This window comes from Peribacillus faecalis (assembly GCF_014712675.1).
Lineage (GTDB): Bacteria > Bacillota > Bacilli > Bacillales > DSM-1321 > Bacillus_AD > Bacillus_AD faecalis.
Window position 1 is genome coordinate 1 of sequence record NZ_JACXSI010000046.1, and the last position, 20,109, is coordinate 20,109.

Here is a 20,109-nt window from a genome sequence, read left to right on the forward strand (position 1 = left end):
ATATATAGGATTATCGAAAGTTGTCCATAGAGCCCTTTCAAACAAAAGACTAAAGCAGAGGGGAATCCCCTCTGCTTTAGAACGTTATCTAAAAGTACATACTGCGATATAGATTGAAACGCTGTATACGTGACCCGTACGTACAGTGTTGTGAGAGGGGCGAAAATAAATTATTTATTTTCCCTCTACTCGATTTTTTCAAGAAAAAAATATAATTTTGAACGCGGATAGCTGTCTAACCTTACACCTGCCATGCTCGGGCCTAAGCCGCATGTCTCCTTCTTCATTGAAGTGAAATCGAGGAGCATAATCAAAAATGAAAAAGGACCGGTGACGGTTTTTCTTATGTCGTAATATTTTCGTTTTATTTGCAGATTATATGTTAGTAGGAAGGAGTGAGAATGTGACATTCAAGATGCGAGCAGGGAAAGCTGCGCTAACGATGATGATCGGAAGTCTGCTTTTTTTGACAGGTTGTGAGGAATTTCCGAAAAAAGGCGATGCAAAATGGGCGCTTTTCAAAACGACCAATCCTCATCCGGCAGTATTGTATGAGACAGCAGATGAGTTTAAATTCTCTGAAGAACTGCATGATTATGTTTTAAAGATGCCTGAAATATATGATGCTGCCATTATAGTCGGAAAAGAACGTGTGTTGGTGGCGTACAAGGTCAAGCAGATGAAGCGCTTCAAGATGAAAAAAATCGAGAAGGAGCTGAAGAAGAAGCTTGAGAAAAAATATAAGGATCGAAAATTTACAGTCTCGAGCGATTTCAAAATCTTTTTGGAAGCTGTTGAGCTGAATGAAGAATTGAAGGATAAGGACTATTCGCGTAAAAAGGCTCGGAAGCAATTTAAGAAAATCATTAAGCTCGAGCAAGAAAAAACGTGAGAAGAGGTTAGGCGATGGCAAAAAAAGACCAGATGACTGCGAAACAAAAAAAATATCAGGAACTAGAGAAGACTGAAGAAACGAAGCGACCGGTTTGGAAAAATTGTGTGCGAGCCTTTTTGGTCGGAGGGCTTATTTGTGTGTTTGGACAATGTCTGACTTTATTTTATATTTATTTTTTTAACTTTACCGAGCAAACAGCCGGCAGTCCGACAGTATCGACATTAGTTTTTATTTCGATGCTGCTGACAGGTTTTGGGTTATATAAAAAGCTTGGCCAAATCGGCGGTGCGGGAAGTGCGGTGCCGGTGACGGGTTTTGGAAATGCGGTTGTGTCGGCGGCAATCGAGCATAAGACAGAAGGATACGTCCTTGGTGTCGGCGGCAATATATTTAAGTTAGCCGGCTCTGTCATCGTATTCGGCGTCTTTTCGGCATTTGTTGTAGCACTAATTAAAACAATAATAGCAGCTATAGGAGGTTGAAGGATGTTAGTCGGCAAGCAATCATGGAAATTTGCCAATAATCCGGCAATCTTACATACAGGCGTGACCGGGGGACCGATGGAAGGAAAGGGGCCCTTAAAGGATTCATTCGATCTTCTTTATGATGAAGCGTATGCGAATGAAAAAACGCACGAGAAGGCGCACAGAAAAATGCTGGAGGATGCTGTAGATATTGTGCTCCAAAAGGCTACTTTGAAAAAAGATAAAGTAGATTTCTTTTTAGCAGGAGATTTAATTAATCAAATAACGCCGACAAGCTTCGCGGCACGGACGAATGCAATTCCGTATTTAGGGTTGTTCGGTGCTTGCGCAACTTCTATGGAAGGACTTGCTCTTGCTTCATTCATTGTCAATTATAGAGGCGCTAATTACGCGCTTACCGGTACTTCAAGCCATAAGGGAGCTGTAGAGAAGCAGTTTCGTTATCCGACCGATTATGGCGGACAGAAGCCGCCGACAGCGCAATGGACAGTGACGGGCGCCGGAGTTGCTTTAGTTGGAAGCAGTGTCGGCATGATGAAACCGGGAGTGAAAGTGAAAGCAGCGACAATCGGTAAAGTGGTCGATATGGGAATCAGCGATCCGTTTAATATGGGCGGAGCGATGGCGCCTGCAGCTGCAGATACAATTATGGCGCATCATAAAGATTTAGGATTGGGTCCCAACTACTATGATGCTGTCATCACAGGAGACTTAGGAGCAATTGGACATACGGTTGCATCTGATTTATTTGAAGAAAAAAAATTTGATCTTCAAAAGGAACGTTTTCTCGACTGCGGTCTCCTTATTTACAAGAAAGAGCAAGAAGTCTTTTCGGGCGGCAGCGGGGCTGCTTGTTCATCAACCGTTTTGTACGGCCATTTGCTGAATGAGATGAAAAAAGGCGTGTACAAGCGGATTTTGCTTGTAAGCACCGGGGCATTGCTGTCACCGTTATCTTTTCAGCAAGGAGAAACAATTCCGTGTATTGCGCATGCAGTGGCATTGGAATACGAATAAGGAAGGAGGAATGAAGTATGCTTCCGATGTTTTTTTGGGCTTTTGTCATTGGTGGGCTCATTTGTGTTATTGGACAAATAATGTTTGATGTTTTTAAGCTGACACCGGCACATACGCTTAGCTCCTTAGTTGTGGCAGGTGCGATTCTTGCCGGTTTCGGCTGGTACGAGCCATTGGCTGACTTCGCCGGAGCGGGTGCAACTGTGCCAATCACAAGCTTTGGCAATACATTGGTAAACGGTGCGATGCAAGAAGCGCAACAACACGGCATTGTCGGCGTTTTGACGGGGATGTTTGAAATTGCAAGTGCCGGTATTTCATCAGCGATTATATTCGGCTTTCTCGGGGCGTTAATTTTCAAACCGAAAGGCTAAAACCACAGTAAAGCCAGACATAAAATAGGCCGCCTATTCTAACGGGATTCTCGCACCTCTTTGTATTCGGATACATATATTGCTTGTAAAATAGGCCGAAGCTGATGGGGATTTGTCTATACCAGAAGACTTTGTCTCTCATATGTATAAGAGAACTAGCGAAAGCGAGGTGAAGAGAATGTACGGTGGATACGGTTATGGCGGCGGTTACTGCGGCGGTGGTTATGGCGGCGGCTATGGTGGTACTGGCTCAGCTTTTGTACTAGTTGTTGTATTGTTCATCTTGTTAATTATCGTTGGAGCATCTTTCTGTTTCTAACAGAAAATGAAACGGGGCTTTGGTCCCGTTTTATTTTTGCTTGTGAAGTAACTATTCACAGACGCTTTCGCTTTAGAAAAAAAATATCCCGAACTTGGGATATTTTTTCCGTTTTGTTATCTATTGTGACAGCATCTGCATTTTCGCCGGCTTCTTTTTTGGTGATGGGAATGATTGTTGAATTCAGGTGATGACGATGATGAGCAAGAAGATGATGATTCGTATTGCGGAATGGAAGATCTCCAACAAGTTGTACCGGCGCCTGAGCCTAGAAATGCAGGTACCCATCTTACGCAATTTTCTTGGTAGACGGAAGATGATGAAGATGATGATGATTCAAATTGGCATACATTACATGAGCTTGAGCTAGAGCTTGAACTTGAGCTTGAGCTGGATTCTTGGTGGCAACATTTAGAGCAATGGTGACATCTTCTATGGTGTCTTCTAAATGACATAGCGTTCCTCTCCTTTATGGTTTCATTCACCATATAATATGTCAGTACCGGAAAAATGGTATGGACTAGGCTTAAATTTTTTCAGGTTTTGTGCATAGCCGGGCGTTTATCATTAGTTGGAAAAGCACAAATGACATTCGTTTACATACAATGAACTGATTAAGAAGGAGGGGCTGCGAACGTGGATTCAAACTTTTTTAAGAATATGGAAAAGAAAACTGGCGTGAACATGCAGGATGTCATGGAATTGGCGAACTCTTTGCAAGGGGCGAACTTACAGGATGAAAAGACGATCAGAGGCGTCATTCAAAGAGTATCGCAAATGGCGGGTAAGCCAGTCAACAAAGAGATGGAAGATAAAATTGTCCAATCGATTATAAATGATGGCAAACAGTTAGATTTCAGCACGCTTGCCGGTATGATGAACAAGAAATAACGGTACTTAAAAAGAGACAAAACTTAGTGTGAAGAACTAGGGATTGTCTCTTTCTTGTTTGTGATTTATGAATCTGCAAGACAACTGGATGCTTTGCTTAGGGCCGCTTCAGTCCATTTGACTTGGGCTGATTTATTATAAAACCTGAATGAAAAAGGCTTAAAGGTATATGAACCTTATATTGGCAGTACCACTTTTCAAAAGTGTTCCCGGTAGTAAATTAAAACCCCGGGATTTATTTTCAGCCCGGGGTGTGAATGTAAGTGCAATTGTTTCTTACAGATATAAAAATCGAGACGGGTAAGCTGTTTTTCCGCCTCTGGTTTGCAGGACGGAAAAGTACAGATGCTGTTTAGCGCGAGTTGCTGCCACATACATAAGTCTTCTTTCTTCTTCAAGTGCGTGCTTATTGCCTTTGCGGTAATCGTCCATTGCGTAATCGTGGGGAATACCGCCGTCAACAGCGCCTAGAATGTAAACGTAGCTGTATTCAAGTCCTTTTGCCCGATGGATGGTTGTCAATGTAATGGCCTGCGGGAAGTGCTTCGATAAGTTTTTGATTTCCTTATTCATGGCGCTCATATGATCAGCGTGCTGAAGGAAGGAACGGCTATCTTGGAACCGTTTCGCAGCTACCTTCAAGTTGCGAATATCATCTGAGCCTTTTTCCATCTTGTTGCCCTCATTGCCACGTTTTTTGACGTAGTCGTTAAAGCCCATGTCTTTTTCGATACGTTCAAGCGCAACGGCAGGAGGGATGTTTTGCAAGCTTTTGATTTGGCCGGGCAGTTTGCTGAGCTTTCTTTCTTGAAAGGCATGTCCGGTTTTGATTTTAGAGAGTGCCGTTAAAGCATCACAATCCTGCAAAATCATTTGCGCTTTAATTTCCTGCAGCAAGTTGTTGCGCAAAAACATTGCCGGCAATATGTCGGCCACCGCATGGATATCATCAGCATCGAGGCTTAACCGTAAGAATGCGAGCATGCTGCGCACTAGTCTTCTTTGGTAAAAGCTTTCGGAGTCTTGATCAATGACGAACGGCAAATTCGATTCAGCGAGACGTTCGAAAATTGCACGTGACATCGTGTGTGTCCGGTAAAGAATCGCAAAATCAGCAGGATTGGCGCCGGCTGCAATTTTTTCTGCAATGTCGGTCACGATCATTGTCGCTTCTTGTTCTTCATCATAAGGATAGAACATAACCGGTGCTTCACCGTTATTATGCTGGGCAATCATCGTCTTCGCTTTTCGTCTTTCATTCTTGCTGATCATTCGGTTGGCTGTTGCGACAATTTGGTGAGAAGAACGATAATTTTGCGAAAGCCTGATAATTTCTGCTTCCGGGAAATCCTTTTCAAAATCAAGAATGAATGAAGGATCGCTTCCGCGGAAAGCGTAAATCGACTGATCATCATCACCGACTACGCATATATTGCGATTCAGTTTCGATAACATTTTCATCAGCTTATATTGCACCTTGTTGATATCTTGGAATTCGTCAATCAAAATATGAGAAAATCGTTTTTGGTATTTTTCCAGAATATCAGGGTTCTCGTTGAATAAGTGATAGCATCCAATCAGCATATCATCGAAATCGAATTTGCCAGCCGCATTTTTGCTAGCTTCATATTTTGTATATAAGTAGCAGCAATCTTCTTCCCAATCATCTTGCGGTTTGATATCTTTTGGGAAAAGTAGCGAGTTTTTCCATAAACCGATTTGTTGAATAGCTGCGTCATAGGCAAACTCTTTTTCATCTAGTCCGCGTTCTCTTCCTGCCATTTTCAGCATATTCTCTTTTTCCCAATCAAACTTGATCAAGGCGTTATTTTGCCAGCGTTCCCGTTCGTGAAAAAGCAAAATTTTATAGAAAATGCTATGGAAAGTACCTGCGACAAGCGCTGCTACATCGGCAGGTGTTACACCTGGGTAGCTTAGCATCCGTTCTTTCATTTCTTTGGCGGCTTTAGCTGTAAAGGTAACCAATAAAATTTGTGAAGGCGGCACATTCATTGCTTTCATTAAAAATGTTGTACGAGCCGTTAATACTCTTGTTTTTCCGCTTCCGGCACCAGATAAAACGAGCAGAGGCCCTTCTGTATCTACGACAGCTTCGCGTTGCTCATCATCCAATGTGACACCGGATTGTTCAAGTGCTGTAAGAAACGGATGAAGAGAATCATTTTTTTTAGGGGCAATCGGCAAAAAAGGAGGATTTCCGCTTATGCTTCTAGAAGATTTAAAGGAGAAGGACTCCGTTCCATTGGTGATACTTCTAGAAGCAGGAAGACGAAAGCCACCTCTTTCGATATAGGCTTCCTTTTTATTAGCAGAGCTTGCCGCCACTAGGTCGTTGCTGCTTTGACAGGCCGGCTTGTCGGTTTGGCTGTGATAAAAGTGCGGTTCTTCAGCAATACCGATATATAAACGTACTTGATCTCCGCAAACCGGGCAAGAAAGCAATCCTTTTTTTCCTCGTTCAAAATTCAGCTGAAGAAGTTCCGGCGACAGGTGAGCCAATTTGATTGTTTCTTGTTGGTATTTAGCCGTTTTCATATAGTAGACCCTCATATCATTTCATTTAAAGTAGTATTCTTCATCTTAACAAATCATAGTATAAACAAAAAACATACCTATAGTCGACCTTAAAGAGAATAGAAAATTTTACTTAACCTTATTAAAGGGGGAGAGGAAATGGGTTACATTTTGCCGATTGTTCCGTACCAATCGCTTGCTTACGCCAACCGTATTGATTATCGTAACGAGAATATGAGAAGTATTTCTTCAGTAAAGAGTAGACTGCCGGTGTTGGCACTTTCTTTAAAGCCTCAGTTTTCTGATGTTCCGATGTCACATACTCATGTATACTCGCGGCCTGATGCGACAACTGAATATCGGAAAAACTCATTCCAGAAGATGAAACAAGTTAATGTTTCTCATATAACGGGTAAAGGGTATGTAATTGATTGCTATGTATAATCAAATATTTCCAAACAAAATTGGTTAAAAAGGTGGATTTTCACCATAAAATCAAGGTATGATTTAGTAGGATTGTCAATTTAGAAACTAAGGTGAAGCAATTAATATGGTGAAGTATATAAAAATGCTGTTCATAGTCGTTTTTTGTTTTTTGTTGCACACAGGCTTGAGTGTATATGCATTTAGTCTTGAAAATGATGAGGATCAAAGTGATGCAGCAATTGTTTTGGGAGCTGCTGCTTGGAATGGAAAGCCGTCTCCGGTTTTGAAAGAAAGAATTAATCACGCGATTGAGCTGTATGAGGAAGGAAAAGTGGGTTATATTATTTTCACTGGTGGAACAGCAGAGGGAGAAGTGAAATCAGAAGCATTGACATCGAAAGAATATGCCGTCGAACAAGGTGTGAATGAAAACCATATTATAATAGAAGAAAAGTCGATGTTTACGAAAGAAAATATCGAATATGCGCTAGAAGCCGTTCAGCAGCAAGGATACGATTTCGATTCGTATATGTTAGTGAGCGATCCATTACATATGAAGCGTTCGGTATATTTAGCAGAGGAATTTAACATTACCGTTCATTCTTCACCAACGCAAACTTCTGCTTTTCAATCAGTAGAGACAAAATTGCCTTTTTTCATGAAAGAATGGGTATACTATACAGGCTATATTCTTACAAGTCCATTCCGCTAAAAGTATAAGAGAGGCTGTATCATGAGATGTTAGAAGTGACGCCTCATGATACAGCCTCTTTTTTATTAGAGTATTGATATCCAGTTTCAGGCACCCGGTACCTATTGCCTTGAGAGCCTCAGGTAGAGGCGCTTACGCTTTTAATGTCTTTACCATCGTTTTATGCGGAATACCTGCATCCATGAATTCTTCTGAAACAACTTCATAGCCTAAGCTCTCGTAGAAACGGATGGCATGCGTTTGAGCGTTTAGCTTTAATTTGTTAATGCCGTTTTGCTCGGCGTAAGCGGCGATGCTTTCCATAATATATTTTCCGGCACCGGTTCTACGTTGTTCGGCAAGGACACAAATACGTTCGACTTTACCGTACCCGTCTGCTTCACGAAAGCGCCCGGCGGCAATCGGCTGGTCATGTTCGGAATAAAGAAGAAAATGCACGGCGTCCATTTCGAATTCATCGATTTCTTCTTCCATCGGAACGTTCTGTTCTTCGACAAATACTTTTTTGCGGATCGTATACGCTTCTTCAAGCTGTTGCTGATTCTGTACGATGATGAATTTCATAAATTTAAGCTTCCTTTCCGAGACGGAATGTTTCATAGACAGTCCAAGATCCATTTTCCAATTGATAAAGCAGGTGAAAACGGTCAACCGTTTCCTCGTGGCGCAAATCAAGCATGCTAACTTGGCCGAAAACATCCGAATGCTCAGCATCAGTCAATTTTTGCCCAAGTGTAATATGCGGAACAAAGGAAAATTCGTCTGAACCCATTAAGTCGTTTTGCAGCTTTTGCTGAAGTGAGACAAGTTCAGAAGTAGGCTCGACCTTTAAATAAATGACATTGTTGACCGGTTGAAATGTGCTGACTTTTAGAACTCTCAGTGTAAATGGGTTCGTATCGGCAGCAACTTCTTCAAGATATTTCGCTACTTTAGCAATCTCTTCTTCTGTTGATTCGAATGTATATTTGATTGTAATGTGCGGAGGAATTAAAGAATAATTTGGATCATAGCGTTTTCTGTATGAATTTACAATATCTTGGAGCTTTTTAGATGGGAAAATAACAACACCGTACTTCATAGTAAACCTCCTGAATATAACCAATTTTTAGTCTATTATAACAAATTATGCAAGTGAATTGGTTAAATATGCTATTCGAACATCATTTCAATGGCGCGCCAAACATCCTTTTGCCAGTACTTCCACGTGTGGTCGCCATCGAATTCTTCGTAAAAGTACGGAAATTTTTTCGCAATAAATAGTTTATTAAGCTCGCGATTAGGCTCGAGAAAATTGCCGACATTGCCATCTGTCATCTTCACGACATCTTCCTTCGTGCCGATAACGTGATATAAATGAAGAAGCTGTGGCTCGTTGAACACTTCGACTGCTTTCATCACCTTCTCATCAACGTATGGAGAATGCATGATGACGCGACCGAACGTATGCGGATATTGCAAGGCTGTCATTAAGGAAACTGTTGCTGCCAGCGAATCACCCATCAATGCTCTCCCGTGTCCGACCCCGTATGTAGGGAATTGCTCATCTAAAAACGGAACGAGCTCATGAGCAAGGAATCGGATGTAAGCTGGCTGTTTAGCACCATTCGGATGGTATTTTTCACGGCGATCATCGACATTATTATAAGGAATACCGACAAAAATCGTATCTTCAATTTTATTTTCATAAATTAAACGGTCTGCTACTCTGCCAATACGACCCATTTGAAAATAATCTTTGCCATCGTTCGTGATGCATAAAGCATATTTGAAAAGGGGCGAATAATTGGAAGGCAAATAAATAAGAAGTGTCAGCTCCTCCTGCAGAGCTTCACTATAAAACTTAGTTTCTTGAATTTTACCCATAGGAATACTCAAAGAAAAAACCTCCTAGTTGTAATAGTTAAAGTGTAACATAATGGCAAATTGAATTCTTTTGTAAAGCTTTCAAAACCGTTAAAATACAAGAAAAAATCCATCCTGGCATAGCAATTTTTGATATAATATTATAATACAGACAGTTTAGAATTTACGAGCAGGGAGATGACAAAGATGGGTACAGAAAGAGTGCATAGCCGTTACGTGACAAGTGCTGCCCTAAAAGCATTGCGCGATCGAGGAGTAATGATCCAAGATATCGCGGAAATTGTTTATGAGATGCAATATGAGTTTAACAAGCAATTGACAATGGACGAATGTATAGAAAGCGTCGAGCGTGTTTTAATGAAGCGGGAAATACAGCATGCTCTGCTGGTTGGAGTAGAGCTCGACAGACTAGCGGAGGAGAAGAAGTTGTCTGAGCCTTTGCAAAGTCTGATTGAGCAAGATGAAGGGTTGTTCGGTGTTGATGAAACAATCGCTTTCGGTGCGGTTCTTGGTTACGGAAGTATTGCGGTAACGACATTTGGCCATTTGGATAAAAATAAAATCGGCATCATTCGCCATCTGGACAGTAAAAGCGGCCATCAAGTCCATACGTTTTTGGATGATATGATCGCAAGCATTGCAGCAAATGCGGCATCAAGGATTGCACACCGTATCCGTGATGAAGAGGAAAGACGTATGGCAGCAGAGGAAGAAGCTATGCGAAAGCAAGGAATGACAACTTAGTTTTTTAAGAGTGGTGAGAATATAAATGAATGAATATGCAGTGAAAGCGAGTCATGTTTCAAAAGAAATTGATCGTTTTACACTAGTTGACGATCTGAGTTTCCAAATTGCGGATCGGTCGAAGGTAGCGATCCTCGGGCATAACGGTTCAGGGAAGAGCAGTCTGTTAAAGCTGATTGCGGGCATATATAAGCCTTCTTCCGGAGAAATCAATACATTTAATAAAATTATCGGCTATGCGCCGGAGCATTTCCCGGAAGACATGCGATTTAAATTGGGGGAATTTCTGCAACATGTCGGCATGATGAGTGGCCGGGATAAACAGGAAGTAAAAGAAGCGATTGCTTTCTACAGCAAAATGTTTCAATTGGAGCCTTATTTAAAAGCACAATTGAAAGATTGTTCGAAAGGAACGAAGCAGAAGGCAGGATTAATCCAAGCAGTGCTGACGAATTGCGATATTTTATTGCTTGATGAGCCGATGACAGGATTGGATGAGGAATCGAAGCAAGCATTTGTTGAGATGATTAATCGGATAGAGCGCGATATCACCTTAATCTTTACCGCTCACGAGCAGGAAACAGTCGATTTGCTGGCGGATGAAGTAATCATTTTGGAAAACGGCAAATTAATAAGACAGGAAGCACTTACAGAGCATACGAAACAAAAGCGGATTATCGTTAAGATTCCGACACACTTCGATTTGGAAGAAGTGAAAAGGTACGGAAAAGTCATAAGCAGGAAGGACAATATCGTAGAATTGTCAGTTCCCGCACGAGAAAGCGATAAATGCCTTTTCTATTTATTAAACAATAATAGTTCGATTATGGAAGTGAAAGAGACGATTTAAAATGAAATCATATGTTTTATATCAACTAAAAAGCTACAGCCGGTCTTATTTATTTATACCGCCAATAACGCTCTATTTCGTTTGGGTCATCATATTATATGCCTACAGTTCGAATGATATATTGGCGAGCTACATACAATCCGCAATTGTGCTATTTTTCATTGCAGCGTGGATGACGATGAATATATTCCGCTTGGAAGAAAAAGCGGAAGCGCATATGTTGCTCGTCCATGTAAGGCAAAAAGAACATTACTTATATGGTAAATGGCTTGTTTGCCTGCTTATGCTCATTCCTTTAGTATTGATTGCGCATTTTTATCCGATTGTGAGCAATAGCTTCTTGCACCCGTTAAAGTCGACTGACCACATACTGTCTTTTTATAGTCATGTCGGTTTGGGAGGACTGGGCATTTTTGTTGGTAGCTTTTTCGCAGCGTCCAAAATAAATAAATCCAAATACATATGGCTTATGACAGCGCTCACTGCAACAGCAGCACTAGCCTATCCAAAAATGGCAGAAGTTTTTCCGGCAGGAATCTCATGGATTCTATTGGTATTGCCGCCGCTCCGTTTCTTTTATGGACCACTGCAGGAAGCTAGCTCTACCGGTCTGCCGGTCGGCTTTATGGCATCTTTCAGCCTCGGAGTTTGCTATCTCGTCGTTGGTGCAGTCGTGACGTTGAAGCTATTCATGCGCAATGAAAAATTTTAACCAAATGGAAAGTTGAAGTTTTCCAAAAAGCGTCAACTTTCCATTGACTTTTGAAAATATACATAATAAAATAATACTTGTCCGATATAAACGATTCCGTAGCTCAGCTGGGAGAGCGCTACCTTGACAGGGTAGAGGTCGTGGGTTCGAGCCCCGCCGGAATCATCACTTTTTAGGAAGCTCCAATCTCTTGTGCCACAAGGGATTGGGGCTTTTTCGTTATGCTCACATTGCCTTGCTTGCATTGCCTTTTTTAGAAAATGCTCACCAAATGCTCACATCGCTTCTTTTGTTCGATTCATTGCTTGGTCGAAAATATCCGCCACTTGATCATCTTCATTCGGCATTAAATGGGCGTAATATTCCAATGTGATTTTAGCATTGGCGTGACCCAGTCGTCTTGAAACCTTTACAAGGTCCACTCCCTCTGAAATTAGAATGGAAGCGTGTGTGTGGCGCAAATCGTGGAAGCGAATCGCCGGAACCTTGGAGACTTCAATGATCCGTTTCATAACACGCAGAATATTTTGCGGATCTTGTGGTGTCCCGAAATGGGTGCAGATGACCAAATCTTGATTGTCATAGTGATCTTCGAGTAAGGATTTCAGTTCATCTTGTTTCTTCCTGTGCGATAGAAGGGCCTCCATCACCTGTGGTGAAATGGGAATTTGCCTTCTCGCATTTTTTGTTTTAAGCGTGGATAAGGTATAACCTTTTCCGGGAACATAGACGAGAGCCTGTTTGACGTCAATGACTTTCCTTGAGAAGTCAATCGCACTCCATTTGAGCCCGAGAATTTCTCCTCTTCGCATTCCGGTATAGACGGCAAGCAGAAAGGTGAGTTTGTGCCATTCTTCTTCACAGTGATTTAAGAAGGTGTGAAGTTCTTTGTAAGACCAGATATTCATTTCCTCTTTTTTTAATGCAGGAGGTGAAGCATCTACGACCGGGTTGGACCCAACCTTCTTCCACTTTCTTGCTTGTTCGAAAGCCTGGTTTAACATTTGATGAATTTTTCGAATGTAATTTGGACTGTAGTCTTCATCGATTTTTTGGTTATAAAGGGAATCGATATCAAAGGTTGTAACGGCAGCCAGTTTTTTCTTGGCAACAGGATTTTTATCGGTTAAATGTTTTTGCATCATATACCTTCTACTCGCTGCCGTTGTTTCTTTGATCCGCTTTTGATAATGTGCTGCGAACCAATATTCCAGATATTCGGCCAATGTTTCCTTTGAGGGTTCAACATACTGCTCTTCATCTAATTCAGTCAACCAACTTCTAAGTGCTTTTTCCGCATCTTTCTTTCGAATGAAACCGGACTTTGTTTTTTGCTTCCGTTTGCCTGTAATCGGATCCGTACCAATTGTGACAACAATTTCGTATTTTTTTCCTCTTTGTCTTATGCTTCCTCTCATCTTGCTTTCCTCCTAGTTGATTAATTGAGCATTGGAAAGCAAGTGGTCTAATACCAGTTTGACCACTTGCGTGTATCTTTATAATTGATGTACTTGTTGTAGGGAAAGCCATTTAAAGAACTCATCTTTTCGAACTCGCTTATTTCTCCCTAGTCTGATTAATGGAAAGGTGGTCTGTTCCATTAATTGATAAGCTGTCGGGTTAGATACCATTAAAATTTCGGCAATATGTGGTGCTGTTAAGAGCATTGGATAATCGTCAATTGTTTTGTACATATGTTTCTCCCCTTGTTGAATGATAATTTAATAGTTTTTATTCTATTTATCTCTCTATCGATCAAATGTATGTTTATCAAAACTGGGAAAAGATAAAAGAATTTCTAAATTTCTCACATTATATTCTTTTATGTTTTTGAAAAAAAAGAGTAGGGGCAGATAAATCGTGAACTTTCTGTGAACAAACGAGAGTTTTTTATTTATCATCTTTTCTTCCTGTTGCTAGGGGATGTTAGTGAAGTTAGCTTCCGTTTTTTGCTCTGTTCGTAGATCTTCTTAATTCTTGAATTTACTTCCTTCTTCCACTAATGGCGCAGGTTAGTTCTATAAGTAAAATTATATAGACATTATAATTTTCTTTTTAAAAAAGCATAGATAATGTAGTATTTACAGATAAGATAAAGAGGGAATTAGGGGATGGAAGAATGAAGAAATTATCGACACTTATGATTATCATTTGTTTATTCGGTCTGTTGGCAGGATGTACGTTTAATGAGAATCAGATTACTATTCAAAAAAAAGAGAGAAAAGAAGAATATCGAATTGTTGCATATAAAAATAAAATAGATGATACGACAGCAGTGAATATTCAAGAGATGCTTAATTCAGATGAATGGGTAAAAGGAGGAAAACAACAACAAAAACCAGATTATAAATTTTATTTTAATCTTTATACTAGTGAAAAAAGAATGGTCTACTTAATTCGTATAAAAAACGAAATTGTTACGATCCAACCTGAAAATGAATATATTTACTTAACATTAAATAAGACAAATTCGAAAGAAATGTTAGATTTTTTGAAATCTTTTTGAGTGATTTATATTAAAAGGCTCCAAGGCTCTGTGCGTAAATATTATTGCTTTTTGAATTCACTTCCTTATTCAACAAACGGAGCAGGTTAGTTTAAGAAGAAATATTACCGAGACTTCCATTTTATAGTATAAATTTCCATTCTTTCTGTAATAATGTATTGATTATTTTCTGGATATAAAATGAATTTATCGCTTTATGTTTTTAATTACCTGAATTATTATAAAATAAGATGTGTCATATTTAAGAACTCAATCAAAGGATGATTAGAAATGAAATTACCAAAGGAAGAGTTACCTCTGATTCCAGTTGAAGGAGTTTTATCTTATGAAGAGAACCTACCCTATCCATATGTACATTACTCAGGTAGATTTGGTGTATTCTCTGCTTTTCAAAAGAATCGAGAGGGTAAAATATACTTTTGTTCTTGTCAAAAACAATCTTTACAGGTTTATATCTCCTATGCAAATATTGGATTCGATTATTTACCGAAGAGCGTACGGGCAAATTTAAGACAGATGTTAGCAGACACCATTCAATTTAAAAAAGGTATATGTCACGTTTGTAATAAAGCTATTCCAAAATTCATACCAGGTAAGTCAAAGCTTAATAGTACAAAATTTGATTCTATTTATGGTAACTATATTAAGGTTAAACAACTAGAGTTTGGAGTTTCACCTTCTGGATTTATATATGAGTCAGGTTATCTTCCTATAGGAATGCAAGCACCTTTAATAACAGAAGGAAACAGTAATAGATTAGATGAACAGTCACGTTTTGATTTGTACCGATATTGTGAAAATATAATCCGTGAAAAAGTAGGTTATCATTTGGTTGGACAAAAATGGTCAACTGAAATTAAGCTACTGCAAATTGTTAAGAAACTATATCCTAATTATAATGTGATACATCAATATGAAATTGATCATTTAAGAATAGATATATATGTTGAAGAATTAAACCTTGCAATTGAGTATCAAGGAGAGCAACATTTTAAAGTGATTGGTTTTATGGGAGGTAAAGAAGGGTTAAATCAAAGAATAAAGAGAGATAAAGAAAAAGCTGAAATTTGCAAATATTATAATATTAATCTAATCTATTTTACCTATAAAGATAAATTGTCAGATACATTAGTGAAGAATCGAATAAATGAACATTTAAAACTTAGTAAAAGCGAATAACCAAAACGTTTAACAAAGCAGATTGCTATGCAGCTAACGAAGCAGTTTAGTTCTACAAGGAATTAGAAAATTAAGTTTTATTAATGTATTATAGGATTAATAAAACGATTAGTTTGGGGAGAATATCGGATGAGAAAGTATACTTGTTCCTGTTGTGGTTACAAAACATTCGAAGAACCACCAGGCAATTACGAAATATGTGGTGTTTGTTATTGGGAAGATGATGGGGTGCAGAATGACGATCCAGACTTTGAAGGTGGAGCTAATGAAGTATCTTTGAGACAAGCGCAAAGAAATTATAAGATATACGGAGCCATTGAGGAGATGTTTAAATACAGAGTTGTAGAACCAAGTCTGGGAGGATACGAAAAAGATGAAAATTTCAAACCTCTATAGAGAGAGTTAATCTCTCTTATCCCAACGGGGGCGATTGCGAAATAAGAGCAGTCGCTTTTTTACTAACGGCGCAGTTTAGCTTAATAAGAAAATAATAATAAAGGGGGCATAGCTGCTTGAAAAAAATACTACTAATTCTTTCTGTACTGGGTGTTCTGTTAGTTAGTTCGGGTTGTGTAAATGAAATGATAGGACAAAAAATAACTGTGCAGAAACGAACAGGAGAAGAAAATATTTTTGAAGACTTTAAAGAAGTCACTCAACGAAAACAGGTGACTAAAGCGATAGATATAGTGAAAAGTGCTAATTGGGAAAATACAAAAGTAGAAATGGAACGTTATGCTGACTACCAATTTCAATTTCCATCTAAGAATAGCAGCGAAGACAAAATAGCATCTTATTTGTTATGGATTAGTCCAAATGGTGAAAATCTAGAGATAGTTACCGATAGCGATAGATATGTGAAATTAACAAAGCACGATTCAGCAGACTTATACGAAATTTTGACAGGAGAAGATCTAATAAACTGATTCCCTATCTTCGTATACTCTTCAACTAACGAAGCAGTTTAGTTGAACTACACATTTTTAACATTATTTGAAGAAAGGATTTGATTGTATGTTTCAAGAAGGGTTTCCAAACTGTTTGAGAGATGATGTTACTAAAGTGGTTGGAATGATTCATCAAAAAACTTATAATAATGTCACTATCGGTGTGTCCGAGGATACTATTCAATATTTTCAAGATAATAAAATGATTAGATTTCCTTATCGTACCTACTACATTGATATTTCAGATGAAGTTAAAGAAAATTTAAGTCAACGACAAAAAATGATTTTGCATTGTATTTATTCAAGAAGTTGTGACGGGTTTGTTCGCCAAAAGCATATTTATTCATTGCTTCAGATGGATTATGAAGACTGGGCTATTCCTTATATCGTAAAAATATGTGATGAATATGTAGTAGAAATATTAGAGATGACTTATGATATTTTAAAAGAGCAGGATACCGAACGGATTAAAAGATTTTGTCTTGAAAATATTGAGCCGTTTTGCAAAAGCTATAATAGAATGATTAGCTATTGGAACGAGTTTTACCGATATAAATACACTAATTTTCAAAAATATATTGGCAGGAAGTTATTTAGAGATTGTTTTGGTTATTCTAAATCAATGGAACGCAGGGCAAAGGAGATTTGTGATACATCTCACTTAAAGTAACGGGGGCGTTGATCCAAGAAGGATTAATGCCTTTTATATTGAACTCTTATGGAAGTAAAGTGGCAGGTTAGTTGAAGAAGGATTTGCTATCAAACATAGCGAATTATAAGGTTATAGCCTTGGGAGCTGTGACTAATAAAGACAACTGGAGAGGGTTAATTGTGAGCTTTTTAATTATTATTGTTCTTTCAATTTTAGTGGTAGTTTTAGTAGGAAAAATGATAGATAAATTCCTCGGAATAAAGAGAAAACAACTTTCCGAAACCCCTGGAAAACGTATTGACCGTTGGGGAAGAACGATAATACTTTTTATTTTTTTGGTGCTCAATGTTACATCTGAGTCAGATGCCCTAAAAATATGGAGTTTTCTTTTATTTTTAACTACATTATTGGTGTTTGAAGTAATATTGGAGTGGAGGTATGTAAAGGAATCAAAACAATATATTGCAACATTAATAAATTCGACGATAACTATCATCTTTTTAATTGGAGTTTATTTTTACGTCAAAGGAAACATAAGCTTCTTATTCTACTAACAGGGGCGTGAATGAATCAATCAAGGAACTGTGGTCGCACAGTTCCTTTTGTTATGCAACAAACGGCGCAGTTTAGTTGCATAAGATTGTAGTTAATTGTCTTTATATATTACGGTTAAGTGCAGAGGGATACTCTATACTCCTCCAGAATATTAGTTTAGAAAGAATAAATTAAAATCCTGGAGGGTGTAATGAGTAAAAAGCTATTATGGTTTTCTTTATTTATCTTACTAATGATATTAATAGTTGCTTTAAAACTGACTTCTCTAAGTAAAATCGAAGAATCAATGGGAAATGAAAAAAACACCGGCAGGAATTTCTCTCCTAATACAGTTCCAGCAGGGAGTGATAGTCAATATGATATTGATTTAAAGATGACGGAAGATGGAATCTTTCATTTAAGTGCTACAGTAAGCATAAAAAATATCTCTCAGGATTCCTGGAGTGACTTAGTGTTTTACTTCATCCCTAATATATTTACTGAGGAAACGTCTTTAGAATTGCAGAACCCTTTGAAAGCTGCTGCAATGGTTAAAATACATAATATTAATTTGGACGGAGAGCAAGTGGATTACCATTTGGATAAAGATACGTTACGTATACCTCTTTCGAAAAAATTGGAACCCGACAGTCAGGTGAAAGTGGAATTTCAGTATGAATTCACTCTTCCAGAAGGGGGATTAAGATTTACGAAACTAAACGGCAACTATCATTTAGCGCAGTTTTATCCAATGGTTGCGACATATAGAAATCATAAGTGGAATAAGGAAGATTATGGGTTTAGGGGAGAGACATACCATACAGCATTCAGTGATTTTAAAGTATCCTATGAGATCCCAGAGGCATACACCTTTGTTTCTTCCAGCGAAGTAGATGGCGAACCAGGCAATTCAAATGGAACATTTGAAATTGACAATGTGAAAGATATCTATATAGCTATTTTAAATGACCCAATGATTATTCAAACACAGACGGAGGAGGTAACAATCAGAGTATTCGGGTTCGAGGATAAGAAAGACATTTATAGAGAGATTAGTGAAGTTGCGGCGGATGCGTTAGCGTATTTTCAAGAGACGATCGGACCTTATCCGTTTGCCCAATTAGACATCGTGATCGACAGTCTGGGAATGGAGTATCCGGGAATTGTTACAGCCTATTCCATTTATGATAGTGGTCCTGCAAGTCCAGATTTTTTAAAATCGATGGTCGTTCACGAAATAGCTCATCAATGGTTTTACGGTCTGATCAGCAATGACCCGTATCACAACGGGTGGCTGGATGAAGGAATGGCAGATTTTGCAAAGATGCTCTATCGTCACTCTTCCACTGATAGTGATATACCGTATGAATCAATGAATAATTTGATTGAAATGCTTGAACCTCTTCCAGTTAATCTTCCGTTAGATCAATATGGTGAAAATATGAGTTCATATATTTACGGCAAATCCACTACGATGTTATGGAATATATTTAAGGAAAAGGGTGGAATAGAAGAAGCTGAAAATTTTTTAAAGTCTTATTATGAGTATTATCAATATAAAGAAGTAGATTCAGAAGAGTTTGTCCGGTTTGTGAAGTATTATTTCGATTTAGAGGATGATTCGGTTTTTGAAGACTGGCTATTACTTGAGTGATTCTGACGATTGTTTTGTAAGTAGCGTACCAATACAATTATCATTAAAAAGTATGGGTTGAGTTTTGAAATAATGTATTTAAACGATCAGGGGCGTTGTTCTAAGAAGGATTGATGCCCCTCTCTTTTGAACTATTTATGGAACAGGCAGGTTAGTTGATAAAGAATAATACGTTGGGAAGAATATCAACTAAATTAGAACTGAGGTGAAGTTGGTGGTCCAAAAATACTTAATCGTATTGGTTTTATTCTTGATAACTGTTACTTCAATGCAAACTGTTAAAGCAGAGACTATTCCAAAGGATGATTTATATTTCACAACAGAAGACATTGTTTTAGATCTTTTAATGCCGACTATTGATAAAAGAGTGCTAAAAGAGTACGAGGGCAATGCCCTTTTTAGCTGGAACTGGCAAAGAATTGTCGGTATAAATTATAATGTCGATCATTCTTATGATGTTTCCTTAAAGATTAAAGTACCTTCCGAAAATCTTGATACGGATAAAGAAGATTTTGTTAAGGTAAGAATATCTCCATCCTGTGATAGCGGAAAGCTCAATAAGCTAAAATGTAATCACGATTTCAAAATAGAAATATTGGAATATATACATTTATCAGAATGATTTACACTAGTAGCGATGCTGGTTTGTGAGAATTATCACTTAAACTAAAAGGGGCGTTAGTAGAACAAGGGGACAGAGTAAAATGTACCCTATAGAGTAGACAATTATAAAAAAGTCTACCTATAGGGTACTTTTTTGTATAATGAAGAAAAAATGAGAACGGGGAAAAATCTAGAATGAGTACAAAGA

Annotated in this window: 26 protein-coding genes and 1 tRNA gene; 21 read left to right on the forward strand and 6 right to left on the reverse strand. The window is 38.5% G+C overall.

Annotated elements, in window-relative coordinates; translation table 11 throughout:
• Positions 1 to 403: 403 nt before the first annotated feature.
• From IEO70_RS16175 to IEO70_RS16200, 7 genes are all read left to right on the forward strand, one after another.
• Positions 404 to 892 carry a YhcN/YlaJ family sporulation lipoprotein gene (locus tag IEO70_RS16175; RefSeq protein WP_328820953.1) on the forward strand — a complete coding sequence of 163 codons (489 nt, stop codon included), beginning with the start codon at positions 404 to 406 and terminating at the stop codon, positions 890 to 892.
• Positions 893 to 906: 14 nt separating this feature from the next.
• The gene (gene spoVAC, locus IEO70_RS16180; RefSeq protein WP_190999415.1) at positions 907 to 1,377 is read left to right on the forward strand and encodes a stage V sporulation protein AC; all 471 of its coding nucleotides are present in this window, start codon (positions 907 to 909) and stop codon (positions 1,375 to 1,377) included.
• Between the two features lie 3 nt (positions 1,378 to 1,380).
• Entirely contained in the window at positions 1,381 to 2,397 is a 1,017-nt protein-coding gene (gene spoVAD / locus IEO70_RS16185) for a stage V sporulation protein AD (RefSeq protein WP_190999416.1), read from the forward strand.
• A gap of 17 nt (positions 2,398 to 2,414) precedes the next feature.
• Positions 2,415 to 2,771, forward strand: coding sequence for a stage V sporulation protein AE (gene spoVAE, locus IEO70_RS16190; RefSeq protein ID WP_190999417.1), 357 nt, complete (start codon positions 2,415 to 2,417; stop codon positions 2,769 to 2,771).
• A 178-nt stretch (positions 2,772 to 2,949) separates the two neighbouring features.
• Positions 2,950 to 3,090, forward strand: a complete 141-nt coding sequence (yjcZ, locus tag IEO70_RS16195; protein WP_190999438.1) for a sporulation protein YjcZ — start codon at positions 2,950 to 2,952, stop codon at positions 3,088 to 3,090.
• A 174-nt stretch (positions 3,091 to 3,264) separates the two neighbouring features.
• On the forward strand, positions 3,265 to 3,399 hold the full coding sequence (locus IEO70_RS20240; protein WP_268938772.1) for a hypothetical protein: 135 nt from the start codon (positions 3,265 to 3,267) through the stop codon (positions 3,397 to 3,399).
• A gap of 327 nt (positions 3,400 to 3,726) precedes the next feature.
• Complete coding sequence (locus IEO70_RS16200; RefSeq protein ID WP_190999418.1) at positions 3,727 to 3,981, forward strand: stage VI sporulation protein F; 255 nt, start codon at positions 3,727 to 3,729, stop codon at positions 3,979 to 3,981.
• A 276-nt stretch (positions 3,982 to 4,257) separates the two neighbouring features.
• Here the strand turns inward: IEO70_RS16200 and IEO70_RS16205 are convergent, their stop codons facing one another.
• Positions 4,258 to 6,537, reverse strand: coding sequence for an ATP-dependent helicase (locus tag IEO70_RS16205; RefSeq protein WP_190999419.1), 2,280 nt, complete (start codon positions 6,535 to 6,537; stop codon positions 4,258 to 4,260).
• Positions 6,538 to 6,675: 138 nt separating this feature from the next.
• Between IEO70_RS16205 and IEO70_RS16210 the strand changes: the two genes are divergently transcribed.
• Together IEO70_RS16210 and IEO70_RS16215 are read left to right on the forward strand one after the other, a co-directional pair.
• Complete coding sequence (locus tag IEO70_RS16210) at positions 6,676 to 6,960, forward strand: hypothetical protein (RefSeq protein ID WP_190999420.1); 285 nt, start codon at positions 6,676 to 6,678, stop codon at positions 6,958 to 6,960.
• 106 nt (positions 6,961 to 7,066) lie between these two features.
• Positions 7,067 to 7,654 carry a YdcF family protein gene (locus IEO70_RS16215; RefSeq protein ID WP_190999421.1) on the forward strand — a complete coding sequence of 196 codons (588 nt, stop codon included), beginning with the start codon at positions 7,067 to 7,069 and terminating at the stop codon, positions 7,652 to 7,654.
• A gap of 132 nt (positions 7,655 to 7,786) precedes the next feature.
• Here the strand turns inward: IEO70_RS16215 and IEO70_RS16220 are convergent, their stop codons facing one another.
• The 3 genes from IEO70_RS16220 to IEO70_RS16230 form a co-directional block, all read right to left on the reverse strand.
• Positions 7,787 to 8,218 carry a GNAT family N-acetyltransferase gene (locus tag IEO70_RS16220; RefSeq protein ID WP_190999422.1) on the reverse strand — a complete coding sequence of 144 codons (432 nt, stop codon included), beginning with the start codon at positions 8,216 to 8,218 and terminating at the stop codon, positions 7,787 to 7,789.
• 4 nt (positions 8,219 to 8,222) lie between these two features.
• The gene (locus IEO70_RS16225; protein ID WP_190999423.1) at positions 8,223 to 8,735 is read right to left on the reverse strand and encodes a YjcG family protein; all 513 of its coding nucleotides are present in this window, start codon (positions 8,733 to 8,735) and stop codon (positions 8,223 to 8,225) included.
• A gap of 71 nt (positions 8,736 to 8,806) precedes the next feature.
• Entirely contained in the window at positions 8,807 to 9,532 is a 726-nt protein-coding gene (locus IEO70_RS16230) for an alpha/beta hydrolase (RefSeq protein WP_235973634.1), read from the reverse strand.
• A 174-nt stretch (positions 9,533 to 9,706) separates the two neighbouring features.
• On the opposite strand from IEO70_RS16230, the gene IEO70_RS16235 reads away from it, so the two are divergent.
• The 4 genes from IEO70_RS16235 (at position 9,707) to IEO70_RS16250 (ending at position 11,991) form a co-directional block, all read left to right on the forward strand.
• Complete coding sequence (locus IEO70_RS16235) at positions 9,707 to 10,264, forward strand: phosphatidylglycerophosphatase A family protein (RefSeq protein ID WP_235973635.1); 558 nt, start codon at positions 9,707 to 9,709, stop codon at positions 10,262 to 10,264.
• A 25-nt stretch (positions 10,265 to 10,289) separates the two neighbouring features.
• A complete protein-coding gene (locus tag IEO70_RS16240) occupies positions 10,290 to 11,114 on the forward strand; it encodes an ATP-binding cassette domain-containing protein (protein WP_190999425.1) in 825 nt (274 codons plus the stop codon).
• Between the two features lies 1 nt (position 11,115).
• Positions 11,116 to 11,826, forward strand: a complete 711-nt coding sequence (locus IEO70_RS16245; protein ID WP_190999426.1) for a hypothetical protein — start codon at positions 11,116 to 11,118, stop codon at positions 11,824 to 11,826.
• A gap of 92 nt (positions 11,827 to 11,918) precedes the next feature.
• Positions 11,919 to 11,991: transfer RNA gene (locus IEO70_RS16250), tRNA-Val, on the forward strand.
• A 110-nt stretch (positions 11,992 to 12,101) separates the two neighbouring features.
• Here the strand turns inward: IEO70_RS16250 and IEO70_RS16255 are convergent.
• Complete coding sequence (locus IEO70_RS16255; RefSeq protein ID WP_190999427.1) at positions 12,102 to 13,244, reverse strand: site-specific integrase; 1,143 nt, start codon at positions 13,242 to 13,244, stop codon at positions 12,102 to 12,104.
• Positions 13,245 to 13,322: 78 nt separating this feature from the next.
• Positions 13,323 to 13,520: a helix-turn-helix domain-containing protein gene (locus IEO70_RS16260; RefSeq protein WP_190999428.1), complete on the reverse strand. Its 198-nt coding sequence runs from the start codon at positions 13,518 to 13,520 to the stop codon at positions 13,323 to 13,325.
• A 425-nt stretch (positions 13,521 to 13,945) separates the two neighbouring features.
• Between IEO70_RS16260 and IEO70_RS16265 the strand changes: the two genes are divergently transcribed.
• From IEO70_RS16265 to IEO70_RS16300, 8 genes are all read left to right on the forward strand, one after another.
• A complete protein-coding gene (locus IEO70_RS16265; protein WP_190999429.1) occupies positions 13,946 to 14,332 on the forward strand; it encodes a hypothetical protein in 387 nt (128 codons plus the stop codon).
• Between the two features lie 270 nt (positions 14,333 to 14,602).
• Entirely contained in the window at positions 14,603 to 15,511 is a 909-nt protein-coding gene (locus IEO70_RS16270; protein ID WP_190999430.1) for a PDDEXK family nuclease, read from the forward strand.
• Positions 15,512 to 15,640: 129 nt separating this feature from the next.
• Positions 15,641 to 15,907 (forward strand): CPCC family cysteine-rich protein, encoded by a 267-nt coding sequence (locus IEO70_RS16275; protein ID WP_190999431.1) that lies wholly within the window; start codon positions 15,641 to 15,643, stop codon positions 15,905 to 15,907.
• 116 nt (positions 15,908 to 16,023) lie between these two features.
• Positions 16,024 to 16,437, forward strand: coding sequence for a hypothetical protein (locus tag IEO70_RS16280; protein ID WP_190999432.1), 414 nt, complete (start codon positions 16,024 to 16,026; stop codon positions 16,435 to 16,437).
• 88 nt (positions 16,438 to 16,525) lie between these two features.
• Positions 16,526 to 17,128: a hypothetical protein gene (locus IEO70_RS16285; protein WP_190999433.1), complete on the forward strand. Its 603-nt coding sequence runs from the start codon at positions 16,526 to 16,528 to the stop codon at positions 17,126 to 17,128.
• Positions 17,129 to 17,199: 71 nt separating this feature from the next.
• Positions 17,200 to 17,664, forward strand: a complete 465-nt coding sequence (locus IEO70_RS16290; protein WP_190999434.1) for a DUF4181 domain-containing protein — start codon at positions 17,200 to 17,202, stop codon at positions 17,662 to 17,664.
• A 191-nt stretch (positions 17,665 to 17,855) separates the two neighbouring features.
• On the forward strand, positions 17,856 to 19,298 hold the full coding sequence (locus tag IEO70_RS16295; protein ID WP_190999435.1) for a M1 family metallopeptidase: 1,443 nt from the start codon (positions 17,856 to 17,858) through the stop codon (positions 19,296 to 19,298).
• 214 nt (positions 19,299 to 19,512) lie between these two features.
• Positions 19,513 to 19,920 (forward strand): hypothetical protein, encoded by a 408-nt coding sequence (locus tag IEO70_RS16300; RefSeq protein ID WP_328820954.1) that lies wholly within the window; start codon positions 19,513 to 19,515, stop codon positions 19,918 to 19,920.
• The last annotated feature ends 189 nt before the right edge of the window (positions 19,921 to 20,109 follow it).

What these genes read in the sequence shown, in the direction of transcription:
- spoVAC (WP_190999415.1), top strand. Translation starts at nt 907, where the DNA reads ATGGCAAAAAAAGACCAGATGACTGCGAAACAAAAAAAATATCAGGAA.
- spoVAD (WP_190999416.1), top strand. Translation starts at nt 1,381, where the DNA reads ATGTTAGTCGGCAAGCAATCATGGAAATTTGCCAATAATCCGGCAATC.
- spoVAE (WP_190999417.1), top strand. Translation starts at nt 2,415, where the DNA reads ATGCTTCCGATGTTTTTTTGGGCTTTTGTCATTGGTGGGCTCATTTGT.
- yjcZ (WP_190999438.1), top strand. Translation starts at nt 2,950, where the DNA reads ATGTACGGTGGATACGGTTATGGCGGCGGTTACTGCGGCGGTGGTTAT.
- IEO70_RS16205 (WP_190999419.1), bottom strand. Translation starts at nt 6,537, where the DNA reads ATGAAAACGGCTAAATACCAACAAGAAACAATCAAATTGGCTCACCTG.
- IEO70_RS16210 (WP_190999420.1), top strand. Translation starts at nt 6,676, where the DNA reads ATGGGTTACATTTTGCCGATTGTTCCGTACCAATCGCTTGCTTACGCC.
- IEO70_RS16215 (WP_190999421.1), top strand. Translation starts at nt 7,067, where the DNA reads ATGGTGAAGTATATAAAAATGCTGTTCATAGTCGTTTTTTGTTTTTTG.
- IEO70_RS16220 (WP_190999422.1), bottom strand. Translation starts at nt 8,218, where the DNA reads ATGAAATTCATCATCGTACAGAATCAGCAACAGCTTGAAGAAGCGTAT.
- IEO70_RS16225 (WP_190999423.1), bottom strand. Translation starts at nt 8,735, where the DNA reads ATGAAGTACGGTGTTGTTATTTTCCCATCTAAAAAGCTCCAAGATATT.
- IEO70_RS16235 (WP_235973635.1), top strand. Translation starts at nt 9,707, where the DNA reads ATGGGTACAGAAAGAGTGCATAGCCGTTACGTGACAAGTGCTGCCCTA.
- IEO70_RS16240 (WP_190999425.1), top strand. Translation starts at nt 10,290, where the DNA reads ATGAATGAATATGCAGTGAAAGCGAGTCATGTTTCAAAAGAAATTGAT.
- IEO70_RS16245 (WP_190999426.1), top strand. Translation starts at nt 11,116, where the DNA reads ATGAAATCATATGTTTTATATCAACTAAAAAGCTACAGCCGGTCTTAT.
- IEO70_RS16255 (WP_190999427.1), bottom strand. Translation starts at nt 13,244, where the DNA reads ATGAGAGGAAGCATAAGACAAAGAGGAAAAAAATACGAAATTGTTGTC.
- IEO70_RS16260 (WP_190999428.1), bottom strand. Translation starts at nt 13,520, where the DNA reads ATGTACAAAACAATTGACGATTATCCAATGCTCTTAACAGCACCACAT.
- IEO70_RS16265 (WP_190999429.1), top strand. Translation starts at nt 13,946, where the DNA reads ATGAAGAAATTATCGACACTTATGATTATCATTTGTTTATTCGGTCTG.
- IEO70_RS16270 (WP_190999430.1), top strand. Translation starts at nt 14,603, where the DNA reads ATGAAATTACCAAAGGAAGAGTTACCTCTGATTCCAGTTGAAGGAGTT.
- IEO70_RS16275 (WP_190999431.1), top strand. Translation starts at nt 15,641, where the DNA reads ATGAGAAAGTATACTTGTTCCTGTTGTGGTTACAAAACATTCGAAGAA.
- IEO70_RS16285 (WP_190999433.1), top strand. Translation starts at nt 16,526, where the DNA reads ATGTTTCAAGAAGGGTTTCCAAACTGTTTGAGAGATGATGTTACTAAA.
- IEO70_RS16295 (WP_190999435.1), top strand. Translation starts at nt 17,856, where the DNA reads ATGAGTAAAAAGCTATTATGGTTTTCTTTATTTATCTTACTAATGATA.